Here is a 13,770-nt window from a genome sequence, read left to right as displayed (position 1 = left end):
ATCGATGGAATTTGGTTAATTTCGTTAAAAACAAGCTAAAAGGTTAACACGGAAGTGTTAACCTTTTAATATTTATCTTATATTTGCCATCATGAAGAAGAAAACAATTTGGACAATCGCTATAATTATGGGGTTCTCTTTTTTGGCCTTATTATACCTGCAATTAAATTATATTCAGGAGATGGTCAATATGAAGAAAGAACAGTTTGACGAATCTGTGAATAGAGCCCTGTATCAAGCTTCCCGAAATCTGGAGTTGAATGAGACCCTCCGATACTTGGAGAAAGATGTCAACGAGACAGAGCGTAGAGCTATGAAGAAAGATTCTGTGGGTACTCGTTCCGGTAAACCAAATGATGGTACTCTGCAGCATTCTCACCAATATTCGGTGATGGGAAAGGATGGTACCGTGTATTCTTCGTTTGAGTTGAAGACTATAGCCATCAAACCTTCTCAGACTCCGAAGGCGATGATCTTGCGTAGTGATAAAAATACATTGAATGAGGCTCAGAAATCGCTTTCTGAGATTGTTAAAAATAGATATGTCTATCAGAAAGCTCTTCTTGATGAGGTGGTTATCAATATGCTGTATTCAGCTTCTGATAAACCTCTGAAGGAGAGAATCAACTTTAAACTTCTTGATAATGACCTGAATGCGGAATTGCAAAACAATGGTATCAAGATACCTTATCATTTTACAGTATGTACACAGGATGGTCGAGAAGTATATCGTTGCTCTGATTATTCGGATGAAGGTGAGGAATATACTTATTCTCAGATACTGTTCCGCAACGACCCACAATCCAAGATGGGAGTGGTGAAGATACATTTCCCGGACATGAACAGTTATATCTTCGATTCGGTGAGATTTATGATTCCGAGTGTCATCTTTACATTGGTGTTGTTGATAACCTTTGTTTTCACAATCGTAATTATATTCCGACAGAAGAGATATTCTGAGATAAAGAACGACTTCATCAACAATATGACCCATGAACTGAAGACACCTATTGCCAGTATCTCTTTGGCTGCGCAGATGCTCAACGATACATCTGTTACCAAGAGTGAGAACATGATGAAGCATCTTGGTGGTGTCATCAACGACGAGAGCAAGAGACTGAGGTTCCTCGTAGAGAAGGTGTTGCAGATGAGTATGTATGATCGCAAGAAGGCTGTACTGAAGAAGAGAAAGATAGACCTTAACGAAATGGTTGAGAATATCGGTAACTCTTTCACGTTGCGAGTAGAGCATACGGGTGGAAAAGTATATACACAAATCGAGGCCGTAGAATCTACGATATATGTAGACGAAATGCACTTCCAGAATGTAATCTTCAACTTGCTGGATAATGCCGTGAAATATCGTAAACCGGAAGAACCGTTGAATGTATATCTCAGAACTTGGAATGATGGAGACAGAGTGTGCATCTCTGTGCGTGATACTGGTCTTGGAATCAAAAAGGAAAATTTGAAGAAGATCTTCGAAAAATTCTATCGCGTGCACACGGGTAATGTGCATGACGTGAAAGGATTCGGACTCGGTTTGGCCTATGTCAAGAAGATGGTAGACTTGCATGAAGGTGATATAAAGGTTGATAGCCAATATGGAAAAGGTACAACCTTTACTATAAGGTTACCATATATCAATGAAGATAGATAAGAATAATATATAAACTAAAAATAGAAGCTATGGACGATAAACTAAAAATTCTTCTTTGTGAAGATGATGAAAATTTAGGAATGTTACTTCGTGAGTATTTACAGGCAAAGGAGTATTCTGCAACCCTTTGCCCTGATGGAGAAATCGGATATAAGGAATTCTTGAAAGATAAATATGATATCTGTGTGCTTGATGTTATGATGCCTAAGAAAGACGGTTTTACTTTAGCACAGGAAATCCGTCAGGCTAACGCTGAGATGCCTATTATTTTCCTTACTGCTAAAACTTTGAAGGAGGATATCTTGGAGGGCTTCAAAATCGGTGCTGACGATTATATTACCAAGCCTTTCTCTATGGAAGAACTTGTGTTCCGTATTGAGGCGATCTTGCGTCGAGTACGTGGAAAGAAGACTAAGGAATCTACATTATATCATATCGGTCGCTTCTCTTTTGATACTCAAAAGCAGTTGCTTACTTTGGATAATGATCCTGATAAGCAGACCAAACTGACGACCAAGGAAAATGAGTTGTTGGCTTTGCTTTGCGCTCATGCTAATGAGATCCTTCAGCGTGATTTTGCCTTGAAGACAATTTGGATTGATGATAACTATTTTAATGCTCGTTCTATGGATGTTTATATTACGAAGTTGCGTAAACATCTTAAGGCTGACGATCAGATCGAAATCATCAATATCCATGGTAAAGGATATAAGCTAATTGTCCCAGAAGAGGAATAATTATAGTATTAGAGAATCGAATATGTCTTTTAATATTCTCCCATAGAAGGGTGTTCTTCTATGGGAGTCTTTTTGTTATGTGATACGCAGTTAACTTCATCGCCTCACGCAGTTAACTGCGTAGCCTCATGTAGTTAACTGCGTAGCCTCATGTAGTTAACTGCGTAGCCTTACGTAGTTAACTTCGTAAATGATGCTATTTACCTTCTTTTCTTTGTGCGAAAACATAGTCTATAATCCCTAGAATCGTAAGGAGCTCACCTATATATAAAATGAGGTTAGATCTTGTTCCGGCAATAAACGCAAAAGCCAAGATGATTACCCCCAATACGACAAATGTAATACTACTGGTGATAGAAACAAATGTTTCAATGATCTTTTTATTGTTTTTGTATTGCTTAGTTCTTTTCATAATCTTATAGAGTTTCATTCTATGATAGAGCAAAAGTACGAAAAATATTTGGTTAATTCAAAAAAAAGTTGTACTTTTGCAGCGCATTTGGTGGAAAAGTATGTAAGTGCTTGGAAATCAGGCGCATTATTGAATTATTAATTTTTTATATTATTAAAGTAGTATGAATCAATACGAAACCGTTTTCATTTTGACTCCCGTTTTGTCTGATGAACAGATGAAGGAAACGGTCGCTAAATTCAAGAATCTGCTCACAAATAATGGTGCTGAGATTCTGAATGAAGAGGCTTGGGGTTTGAAGAAGATGGCTTACGCTATCGAGAAGAAATCAACAGGCTTCTACTGCCTGTTAGAGTTCAAGGGCGAGCCATCAATCGTTAACACTCTCGAGACCGGCTTCCGCCGCGATGAGAAAGTTATTCGTTACATGACAGTACGTCTTGACAAGTATGCAGCAGCATACGCAGAAAAGCGTCGTAACAAATTAGGTAAAAAGGAGGCTTAATTATGGCAGATCAGAAAAAATCAGAAATCCGTTATTTGACCGCTCCTTCTATTGATACAAAGAAGAAGAAGTATTGCCGTTTCAAGAAGAGTGGTATTAAGTATATCGATTACAAGGATCCTGAGTTCCTTAAGAAGTTCTTGAATGAGCAGGGCAAGATCCTTCCACGTCGTATCACAGGTACATCTTTGAAGTATCAGCGTCGCGTCGCACAGGCTGTAAAGCGTGCTCGCCAGATTGCACTGCTTCCTTACGTAGCCGATTTGATGAAGTAATTTAGGAGGGAAACAGAATGGAAATTATACTTAAAGAAGATATTATCGGACTTGGATACAAGAACGATATCGTTAATGTAAAGAACGGTTATGGCCGTAACTATTTAATCCCAACAGGTAAGGCTGTTATCGCTTCTGCTTCTGCTAAGAAGCAGCTCGCAGAGGATATGAAGCAGCAGGCTGCTAAGTTGGCTGCTCTTAAGGCTGAGGCTGAGAAGAAGGGTGAGGCTTTGAAGGATGTTGCTGTTGAGTTTACCGCTAAGGTAGCTACTACAGGCGTTCTTTATGGTTCTGTCACTGCAGCTATGGTAGCAGAGGAACTTGCTAAGAAGGGCTTCGAAATCGACCGCAAGATTGTTACAATGAAGGACATCAAGAAGGTTGGTGAGTATGAGGCTACTGTACACTTCCACAAGGAGGTAGAGGTTAAGGTTCCTGTTAAGGTATTAGCTGAAAATGCTCCTGTTGAGGCTCCTAAGGCTGAAGAAGCTGCTCCTGCAGAGGCTAAAGCTGAGGAAGAGGAAATTCCAGCAGCAGAGTAATTACAAGCGCATATTATTGCACTGTAAAGCAAATCTATATAAAATCCCTTTTACCAATATGGTAATTGGGATTTTTTTTGTATCTTTGCGTTCGAAAATCATTAATATTTAAAGATTAGATAAGATGAAAGCATTTGTTTTCCCTGGACAGGGTTCTCAATTCGTAGGTATGGGTAAAGACCTTTACGATAACAATACAACAGCTAAAGAACTTTTTGATAAGGCTGATGAAATCCTCGGCTTTAAGATTACCGATATTATGTTCTCAGGTACTGATGAACAGTTGAAAGAAACTAAGGTTACTCAGCCTGCAGTTTTCCTTCATAGTGTAATCTCTGCTCTTTGCCTTGGTGATGAGTTTAATCCTTCAATGGTTGCAGGTCACTCTCTCGGTGAGTTCTCAGCTTTGGTTGCTTCTGGTGCTCTTAGTTTCGAGGATGGTCTGAAACTCGTTGCTGCTCGTGCTAATGCTATGCAGAAAGCTTGTGAGGCTAACCCTGGTACTATGGCTGCCATTATCGGCCTTCCTGACGAAAAGGTAGAGGAGGTTTGTAATGAGGTTTCTTCAGAGGGTAACATCGTTGTTGCTGCTAATTACAACTGCCCTGGTCAGCTTGTTATTTCTGGTAATTCTGATGCTATCAATAAGGCTTGTGAGGCTTTGAAGGCTGCTGGCGCTAAGCGTGCTCTGCCTTTGAAGGTTGGTGGCGCTTTTCACTCTCCATTGATGCAGCCTGCAAAGGATGAACTTCAGGCAGCTATTGAAAAGACTACTTTCAATGCTCCTAAGTGCCCTGTATATCAGAATGTTGACGCTAAGGCTCATACTGATGCTGCTGAAATCAAGGCTAATTTGATCGCTCAGCTTACAAGCTCTGTTCGCTGGACTGCTAGTGTACAGAATATGATCGCTGCTGGTGCTGATGAGTTTGTAGAGTGTGGCCCAGGTAAGGCATTGCGCGGTATGATCGGTCGTATCGACAAGACCGTAAACGCACATGGTATTGATGAGTAATAAAATTACTATATATCAAGTACTTCCGAGACTTTTCGGCAATCGTGTTACTTCTTGTAAGAAGTTCGGAACGATTGCCGAAAATGGTTGTGGGAAGTTTGCTAATTTTGATGAACATACTCTGAAAGGTATCCATGATATGGGCTTTAGTCATATTTGGTATACGGGTGTGATTCGTCATGCGACGCAGACTGACTATTCTTCTTATGGTATTCCTTCACAACATAGTGAAATCGTGAAGGGAAAAGCTGGATCGCCTTATGCTATAACAGATTATTATGATGTTGATCCTGACTTAGCCCTATGCGTGGAGCATCGTATGGAAGAATGGCTTTCGCTGATAGAGCGTACTCATCGTGAAGGTATGAAAGTGATTATCGATTTTATTCCTAATCATGTGGCCCGTGAGTATCACTCTATTTGTAAACCTAAGAATGTGAGAGACTTAGGTGAGGATGATAATCCTAATATGAATTTCTCAACAGACAATAATTTTTATTATTGTTGGGGGCTGCCTTTGGATCTTTCGGATGTGAATGTAGATGGTGTGAGTTATCAAGAATCTCCTGCCAAGGCGACAGGTAATGATAGATTTACAAATCGTCCGGGACAGAATGATTGGTATGAGACTGTAAAACTCAACTATGGCATAGACTATTGTGATGCCGGAGGCAGAAGTGATCATTTTGACCCAATTCCTGATACTTGGAAAAAGATGACTGATATTCTTTTGTTCTGGGCAGGGAAAGGTGTTGATGGATTTCGATGCGATATGGCAGAGATGGTGCCATCGGCTTTTTGGAACTATGCTACAAAGAAAGTAAGAAAGGAATATCCTCATATCATCTTTATTGGTGAAGTTTATGATACGAACCAATATCGTACATATGTGTCTTCTGGTTTTGACTATTTGTATGACAAAGTGGGCATGTATGATTGCGTGAAAGATGTGATTTGCGGTAATCGTCCAGCATCAAGTATCACCAATGAATGGCAATCGACAGATGATATCCGTGACCATATGCTTTATTTTCTAGAGAATCACGATGAACTGCGTATAGCAAGTGATTTCTTTGCCGGTGATGGAGAAAAGGCTATTCCTGGTGTTTTGGTGAGTGCCCTTTTACGTGGTAATCCATTTATGCTTTACAGTGGACAGGAGTTTGGTGAGCGTGGAATGGATGAAGAAGGATTCAGCGGATGTGATGGGCGTACTACCATCTTTGATTATTGGTCACCGAAAACACTGACCAACGCATATCATGATAGTTGTGATATGACAGAGAAGGAGAGACGCTTGAATCTTGCATATCGTAAGATTTTGCATATTGCAACAACAGAAAAAGCAATAGGGCAGGGTGCGTGCTTTGATTTAATGTATGTCAATCCTTTAACAGAATACTTTAATCCCCGTTATCATTTTGCTTTTCTTAGGAAGAAGGATGACGAAGTTTTACTTATCGTTTCCAATTTTAGTGGAACTCCAGCAGATGTGAAAGTGTTGATTCCAAGTCATGCTTTTGATTATTTGGGTATTCCTGAAAGTTCGGTGAAGGCCGTTGATTTGCTTACAGAGGAGTCTATACTTGTTGAATTGAGGAAGGATGTTTTTTTCCCAATGCACTTAGAACCATATAGTGGATGTGTCTATAAATTCAGAGTAACAGATGGCAAATAACAATTTTGTGCTGAACGAGCATCATAAAGAAGAGTTTCCTCCGGCTCACACAGCGGAGCATCTGCTGAATCAGTTAATGATTCGTATGTTTGGTTGTGAGCGTAGTCGTAATGCGCATATTGAGCGTAAGAAAAGTAAAATAAGTTATATTATAGATCATAAACCTTCCCGACAAGAAGAAAAGCAAATCGAGGTAGAGATGAACCGCTTGATAGAATCTGATATGGAGGTGAAATATGAGTTTGTAGATCGTGACCATGTGCCTTCTGATGTCAGTTTAGATCGCTTGCCTGATGATGCCAGTGAGATGCTTCGGATTGTTCGGATAGGCGATTATGATGCTTGTCCATGTATAGGAAAACACGTACGTTCAACTTCCCAGATTGGAAAATTTGAACTTCTTGGTACAAATTGGGATGAGCAGGAACATAGTTTTAGAATTCGATTTAAAGTGATTCCTTAATCTTAGGAATATATATAATAAAAAACTGTATTAGCCTTTACGCTAATACAGTTTTTTTTCATTTTGTTTCCTGTTCTTCTTTCATGTCCATAAACTCTCCATTAGAATCATAGAATTCATATTGAAGGAAAGCTAATTTCTGTGAAGGAATGATGTGTACACCAAATCCATATTTCACTTGCCATTTTCTCTTTAAGGATACTACTCCTTGATTAATAAAGGCAGCGACATAAGGATGAACATGGAGACTGAATTTCTTGACGCCAATCTTATTGACAAGTCGGTCAATCTTTCGCTCTAACTGATCTGTAAATAATATACTGGACTTGATCTTTCCAGAACCATTACAGGTAGGACAAACTTCTTCTACATTAACGTCCATGGCAGGACGGACGCGCTGTCGAGTAATCTGCATGAGTCCAAATTTACTCAAAGGAAGAATGTTGTGTTTTGCTCTATCCTTTTGCATGTTCTTACACATGCGCTCATAAAGTAACTGGCGATCTTCGGCAAGATTCATATCGATGAAATCAACAACGATAATTCCTCCCATGTCTCGTAGGCGTAATTGTCTTGCTAACTCATCGGCAGCACCTAAGTTTACATCAAGTGCATTTGCTTCTTGTCCTTTCTCGCGAGTTCGGTTTCCACTATTTACATCAACTACATGTAAAGCCTCTGTATGTTCGATGATTAAGTAAGCACCATGTTGGTAGTTTACGGTTTTACCGAAACTGGATTTGATTTGCTTTGTGACATTGTAGTTGTCGAAAATAGGTACCTTACCAGTGTACATCTTCACTATGCCCGCCTTTTCAGGGGCTATTAGAGAAACATAGTGTTTAACCTCCTGTAAGACATCTTCGTCATTGACAAAGATATTTTCGTAAGAAGGGTTAAATAGGTCTCGCAATAAGGCAACAACTCTGCTTGTCTCTTCAAAAATCAGTTGTGGGCGTTGTTGTGTCTTCTGTACTGTGGTAATAGCCTTTTGCCATCGTTCGGTGAGAACTTTCATCTCGTTCTCTAACTCACCGATACGTTGACCTTCAGCAACAGTTCTTACGATAATACCACAGTTTTTAGGCTTGATATTTCTGATTAACTGTTTCAGGCGTGCCCTTTCTTCACCACTTTTAATTTTAGAAGATACAGAAACTTTATCCCCAAATGGGATAAGAACCAAGTATCGTCCTGCAAAGGATAATTCTCCTGTGAGGCGCGGTCCCTTGGTAGAAATCGGTTCTTTTACAATTTGCACCATTACTTCTTGTCCGACTTTCAGCACATTAGAAATGCTGCCTTCTTTGTCGAGATCAGCTTGGCGCGATGCTTTTGAGAAAGGATAAAGTTTTTTGCGATCACTCTGTACCTGTTTAAGATACTTTTGATACGAATTAAATTGACTTCCTAAGTCGAGATAGTGTAGAAAAGCGTCGCGTTCATAACCTAAATCCACGAAGCATGCATTAAGTCCTGGCATCAGTTTCTTAACTTTTGCGACGTAAATGTTGCCCACAGAGAAAGATGCTTGTCTTGGTTCGTTTTGGTATTCCACCAAACGCTTGTCTTCGAGCAAAGCTATTGAGATATCCTTCTTTTGGGCATCGATAATTAATTCGCTAGTCATTTCTTACCGTCTTTTTTAGAATGTGAATTTTAATTAAAAGGGGCATGTCAGCGAATCCAAGATTGGTTGACACACCCCGCAGTCTTAGAATAGACTGGAAACAAGTAAAAAATTACTTGCTCTTATGTCTGTTCTTGCGTAATCTTTTTTTACGCTTGTGAGTAGCCATCTTGTGGCCCTTCTTTTTCTTTCCGTTTGGCATGATTTTAAAATTTTAAAATATTATTGTTTTAATTCGTTAGTCTTCTTTCATCTCATCGATTAAACTCTTTGCAGGCTTGAAGCTTGGCAAATCGTGAGCGGCAATGGTGATAGTCGTATTCTTGGAAATATTTCTAGCCGTCTTTGCTGCTCTATGCTTAATGATGAAACTTCCAAAACCACGCAGGTAGATATTCTCCTTCTTAATCAAGTTACTTTTTACACTATCCATGAATGCTTCTACGACAGCGGTAACTTCTTTCTTTGACATTCCGGTAGCTGTTGATACCTCAGCTATAATATCTGCTTTCGTCATTTTTCCTCTTTTTGTATATTTTATCTTGATTCGGTTTGCAAAGATACAAGTTTTTATTGAGAAAAGAAAATGTTACTGGACTTTTTTTGATTATTTTTTGTTCTAACTATCTGAAAATCTTGAATTTATATATAATAAGGTGATTTTATCTATCTTTCTTTGGGGCTTTTCTCAAAATTTTATCCGTATTAGAAAACGAATTTCGACTATTTTTATTACCTTTGCAACATAAATAACTTTTGAGATGAAACAAACTAAGATTGTTGCTTCGATCAGCGACCGCCGCTGTGATCAGGATTTTATCCGTAAATTGTTTTTTGCTGGTATGAATGTCGTTCGTATGAATACGGCTCATGCTACAGAAGAGGGTATTAGAACGATTGTAAAAAACGTTAGAGCTGTGTCTTCTCATATTGGTATTATGATTGATACCAAAGGACCGGAAGTGCGCACCACTAATGTTGCTGAACCTATACATTATAAAATAGGTGATATAGTTAAAATCTTTGGTCGTCCTGAGATGGATACTTCTCACGACATCATCAATGTGAATTATCCAAATTTCTGTAGTGATGTTAAAGTTGGTGATGATATCCTCTTTGATGATGGTGAACTTGGTATGAAGGTCATTGAGAATAATGGTCCTATGATCGTTGCTCAAGTTCTGAACGAAGGAGTCTTAGGTGCTCATAAGAGTGTTAATGTTCCTGGAGAACACATATATCTTCCTGCTCTTACTGAAAAAGATAAAAGAAATATCCTGTTGGCTATTGAACTTGATATTGACTTCATAGCTCATTCGTTTGTTCGTTCTGCTGCAGATATCAAGGAAGTTCAGGATATTCTGGATGCTCATCATAGTGATATCAAGATTATCTCTAAGATTGAAAACCAGGAGGGTGTAGATAATATCGATGAGATTATTGATGCTTCTTATGGTATCATGGTTGCTCGTGGAGATTTAGGTATTGAGGTTCCTATTGAGAATATTCCTGGTATCCAGCGTCGTATTATCCGTAAGTGTATTCTTAAGAAGCGTCCTGTAATTGTTGCTACTCAGATGCTTCATACGATGATAAATAATCCTAGACCAACTCGTGCTGAGGTTACGGATATTGCTAATGCAATCTTCTATCGTACGGATGCTTTGATGCTTTCTGGAGAGACTGCAAGTGGTAAATATCCACTTGAGGCTGTACAGACAATGGCTCGCATCGCTGAGCAGGCAGAAAAAGATAAATTGCCTGAAAATGATTTTGACCCAACAGTTGGGCATGAATGTACGCAAAGAGAGTTCTTGGCACAGGCTGCCATAAATGCTACACGTCGCTTGGGCGTTGCTGGTATTATCACGGATAGTGAGACAGGACAAACTGCACGTGATTTGGCTAGTTTCCGTGGACCGATGCCTGTACTCGCAATTTGTTATAATGAGAAAACACAGCGTTGGCTGAATCTTTCTTATGGTGTGATCCCTATCTATCAGAAAGAACAAATTTCAAGTCAGGATATGTTCTTCGCTGCAGTTCGCATGTTGCGTCAGAAGGGATATCTGAAAGATGAAGATAAGATTGCTTATTTGAGTGGTAGCTTTGGTGAAGGTGGTGGAACTACTTTCGTAGAAATTAATAAGGTGGAGAAAGTCTTCGATAGAAGCTATCAGTTTAATTTGCCTGGTAACAATCGACAGAAATAAATATAAATAAGGTGAATTGAAAGAATAACCCCGAAAGTTGAATATCATACAACTTTCGGGGTTTATGTTTAAAATCCAATTTAATGTTTTACTTCTGAATAGGGATTTTCTTTACTCGACGTTCATGGCGACCTCCTTCGAAAGAAGCAGTAAAGAATTCATCCATGATTGCTTCTGCTGCCTTATTGTCTATGAATCGTCCAGGAAGGACTAATACATTGGCATCATTATGTTGACGAATGAGTTGAGCAACATCTTTGTTCCATACTAAGCCTGCTCTTACACCCTGGTGCTTATTGAGAGTGATAGCCATGCCTTCTCCACTTCCACAAATACCGATACCAGGATATACCTCACCGCTCTCGATAGCCTCTGCTAATGGATGAGCAAAGTCTGGATAGTCGACACTCTCATCACTATACGTACCAAAGTCCTTTACTGCATATCCTTTTTTCTCAAGATATTCCAGAACGAACTGTTTTAATGGGAAACCTGCGTGATCGCAAGCAACACCGACTGTCTTTACTTCCATAGTCATATATATTTAAAAGTTATACAGGGAAAAGATTTACTCTTCCCTGTTTATAATAGTGCTAATATTTACTTAGCAAGGAATTCCTTTACCTGCTTGTATACATTCTCACCAGTGTAACCTAGTTTTTCATCGAGAACTTTGTATGGAGCAGAGAAACCAAAACTTGGCATACCATAGATCTTGCTGTTAGGGCCGATACCAACAAGTCCTTCAAGAGTTACAGGAAGACCAGCTGTCATACCGAACTTCTTAACGTTATAAGGGAGAACGCTTTCCTGGTATTCTGCACTTTGAGAACGGAAAAGACCCTCAGAAGGTGCACTTACAACGCGAACTTTGATGCCATCCTTGCGTAAAGCCTCGCATCCAGCCTCGAGAGTAGAAACCTCAGAACCACTGGCTACCAAGATTACATCAGGATTCTCATCAGAACCAGCAACAATATAAGCACCCTTTGCAGCCTGCTCATAATCGTTTCCTGCTGGTAATTTAGCAATACCCTGACGAGAAAGTATCAAAGCAGTTGGAGTATCTGTGTTCTCCATAGCAAGTTTCCAGCATGTTGTAGTCTCGTCTGCATCTGCAGGACGGAATACACGAACACTGTCCTTGCCTGCGTGGTTCTTTAATTTCTCCATCAAGCGGATCTGTGCTTCCTGTTCTACTGGCTCGTGAGTTGGTCCATCTTCACCTACTCTAAATGCATCATGAGTCCAGATGAACTTAACAGGAACCTGCATCAAGGCTGCAATACGAACTGCTGGCTTCATATAATCTGAGAATACGAAGAATGTACCCATTGCAGCAATGACACCTCCATGAAGCATCATACCGATACACATGTCTGCCATTGTCAACTCAGCAACACCTGCCTGGAAGAATGCACCACTGAAGTCGCCACGTACCATTGACTTGGTCTGTTTCAAGAAACCATCAGTCTTGTCAGAGTTAGAAAGGTCTGCAGAAGCACAAATCATATTTGGAACTTGCTTTGCGAGTTCTGATAAACATGCTGCTGATGCTGCACGTGTAGCAGAGCCTTCCTTCTGCTGAACCTTACTCCAGTCAACCTTTGGAGCTTTACCGCTGAACCATACATCCATCTGTGCAGCCTTTTCAGCGTTAGCTTTGCGCCATTCAGCTTCAGCTTTCTTACGCTCTGCGACGATTTTCTTTAATTCTTCTTTGCGATTAGCATAGAGTTCCTTAACATCATCGAAGATAACGAAAGGATTGGTAGGGTCACCACCAAGATTCTTGATAGTATTGTTATATGCTTCACCGCCAAGAGGAGCACCGTGAGTCTTCAGGTTATGCTCATAGCTAGAACCATCTTCTTTCAAAGCACCTTTACCCATTACGGTCTTACCGATGATAAGGGTAGGGCGTTCCTGCTCTTTCTGAGCGGTAGTTAAAGCCTCGCGAATCTGCTCAACATCATTACCGTTGATTTTCAATACGTTCCAGCCCCATGCTTCATATTTCTTCTCTGTATCCTCGGTCATGACAACACCACATTCTGTAGAAAGTTGGATATCATTAGAATCATAGAACATGATAAGGTTGTTCAGTCCTAAGTTTCCGGCAATACGACCAACACCCTGAGAAATCTCTTCCTCTACAGCACCATCACTGATGTATGCATAGATCTTGTGTTGCATCATTGTTGAACCGAGACGTGCCTCCAAGAACTTCTCTGCAACAGCAGCACCGGCTGCAATAGCATGACCTTGACCAAGAGGACCTGATGAGTTCTCAATACCGCGGTTTACATCGAGTTCTGGATGTCCAGGAGTTACAGAACCCCACTGACGGAACTGCTGAAGATCTTCGAGTGAGAAATAACCGCGAAGAGCCAAGCCTGCATAAAGCATTGGGCTCATATGACCTGGATCCAGGAAGAAACGGTCACGACCTGTCCATGTTGGATCCTCTGGATCGTATACTAAGAATTCAGAGAAAAGAACATTGATGAAATCGGCACCGCCCATAGCACCACCTGGGTGACCAGAATTAGCTTTTTCTACCATAGAAGCAGCAAGTATTCTAATATTATCTGCTGCGTGGTTCATTACTTTAATATCGTTCATCTTTAGTTATTATTG

General features: G+C 40.0%; 12 protein-coding genes and 1 pseudogene. 8 read left to right on the top strand and 5 right to left on the bottom strand.

The genetic code is table 11. The features are described 5' to 3' along the window. Positions 1-91 precede the first annotated feature (91 nt). Together K333_RS0106775 and rprY are read left to right on the top strand one after the other, a co-directional pair. Positions 92-1,660 carry a sensor histidine kinase gene (locus K333_RS0106775; protein WP_024989893.1) on the top strand — a complete coding sequence of 523 codons (1,569 nt, stop codon included), beginning with the start codon at positions 92-94 and terminating at the stop codon, positions 1,658-1,660. Positions 1,661-1,689: 29 nt separating this feature from the next. Beyond that, entirely contained in the window at positions 1,690-2,397 is a 708-nt protein-coding gene (gene rprY, locus K333_RS0106770; protein WP_027452485.1) for a response regulator transcription factor RprY, read from the top strand. 196 nt (positions 2,398-2,593) lie between these two features. On the opposite strand, the gene K333_RS0106765 is transcribed toward rprY, so the two are convergent. Further along, the gene (locus K333_RS0106765; protein WP_154653003.1) at positions 2,594-2,809 is read right to left on the bottom strand and encodes a hypothetical protein; all 216 of its coding nucleotides are present in this window, start codon (positions 2,807-2,809) and stop codon (positions 2,594-2,596) included. A 163-nt stretch (positions 2,810-2,972) separates the two neighbouring features. Between K333_RS0106765 and rpsF the strand changes: the two genes are divergently transcribed. From rpsF to K333_RS0106740, 5 genes and pseudogenes are all read left to right on the top strand, one after another. Then, positions 2,973-3,314: a 30S ribosomal protein S6 gene (gene rpsF / locus K333_RS0106760; RefSeq protein ID WP_024989895.1), complete on the top strand. Its 342-nt coding sequence runs from the start codon at positions 2,973-2,975 to the stop codon at positions 3,312-3,314. 2 nt (positions 3,315-3,316) lie between these two features. Further along, positions 3,317-3,589: a 30S ribosomal protein S18 gene (rpsR, locus tag K333_RS0106755; RefSeq protein ID WP_024989896.1), complete on the top strand. Its 273-nt coding sequence runs from the start codon at positions 3,317-3,319 to the stop codon at positions 3,587-3,589. Positions 3,590-3,606: 17 nt separating this feature from the next. Continuing rightward, positions 3,607-4,131: a 50S ribosomal protein L9 gene (gene rplI, locus K333_RS0106750; protein ID WP_024989897.1), complete on the top strand. Its 525-nt coding sequence runs from the start codon at positions 3,607-3,609 to the stop codon at positions 4,129-4,131. 124 nt (positions 4,132-4,255) lie between these two features. Continuing rightward, on the top strand, positions 4,256-5,146 hold the full coding sequence (gene fabD / locus K333_RS0106745) for an ACP S-malonyltransferase (protein WP_024989898.1): 891 nt from the start codon (positions 4,256-4,258) through the stop codon (positions 5,144-5,146). Next, a pseudogene (locus K333_RS0106740) lies at positions 5,139-7,287 on the top strand (alpha-amylase family glycosyl hydrolase). The gene fabD and the pseudogene K333_RS0106740 overlap by 8 nt, the downstream one beginning before the upstream one ends. 58 nt (positions 7,288-7,345) lie before the next feature. On the opposite strand, the gene K333_RS0106730 reads toward K333_RS0106740, so the two are convergent. Beyond that, positions 7,346-8,917, bottom strand: a complete 1,572-nt coding sequence (locus K333_RS0106730; RefSeq protein ID WP_024989901.1) for an Rne/Rng family ribonuclease — start codon at positions 8,915-8,917, stop codon at positions 7,346-7,348. Between the two features lie 238 nt (positions 8,918-9,155). Further along, the gene (locus K333_RS0106725; protein ID WP_262498687.1) at positions 9,156-9,458 is read right to left on the bottom strand and encodes an HU family DNA-binding protein; all 303 of its coding nucleotides are present in this window, start codon (positions 9,456-9,458) and stop codon (positions 9,156-9,158) included. A 220-nt stretch (positions 9,459-9,678) separates the two neighbouring features. On the opposite strand from K333_RS0106725, the gene pyk reads away from it, so the two are divergent. Then, a complete protein-coding gene (pyk, locus tag K333_RS0106720; protein ID WP_024989903.1) occupies positions 9,679-11,130 on the top strand; it encodes a pyruvate kinase in 1,452 nt (483 codons plus the stop codon). Positions 11,131-11,218: 88 nt separating this feature from the next. Here the strand turns inward: pyk and rpiB are convergent, their stop codons facing one another. Both rpiB and K333_RS0106710 read right to left on the bottom strand, forming a co-directional pair. Then, positions 11,219-11,662, bottom strand: coding sequence for a ribose 5-phosphate isomerase B (rpiB, locus tag K333_RS0106715; RefSeq protein ID WP_024989904.1), 444 nt, complete (start codon positions 11,660-11,662; stop codon positions 11,219-11,221). Positions 11,663-11,730: 68 nt separating this feature from the next. Further along, positions 11,731-13,755 (bottom strand): transketolase family protein, encoded by a 2,025-nt coding sequence (locus tag K333_RS0106710; RefSeq protein WP_027452484.1) that lies wholly within the window; start codon positions 13,753-13,755, stop codon positions 11,731-11,733. Positions 13,756-13,770 lie beyond the last annotated feature (15 nt).

It is taken from the genome of Segatella albensis DSM 11370 = JCM 12258 (genome assembly GCF_000426565.1).
In the GTDB taxonomy this organism is placed as follows: Bacteria; Bacteroidota; Bacteroidia; order Bacteroidales; family Bacteroidaceae; genus Prevotella; species Prevotella albensis.
This window is presented reverse-complemented; position numbering and strand designations above follow the sequence as displayed.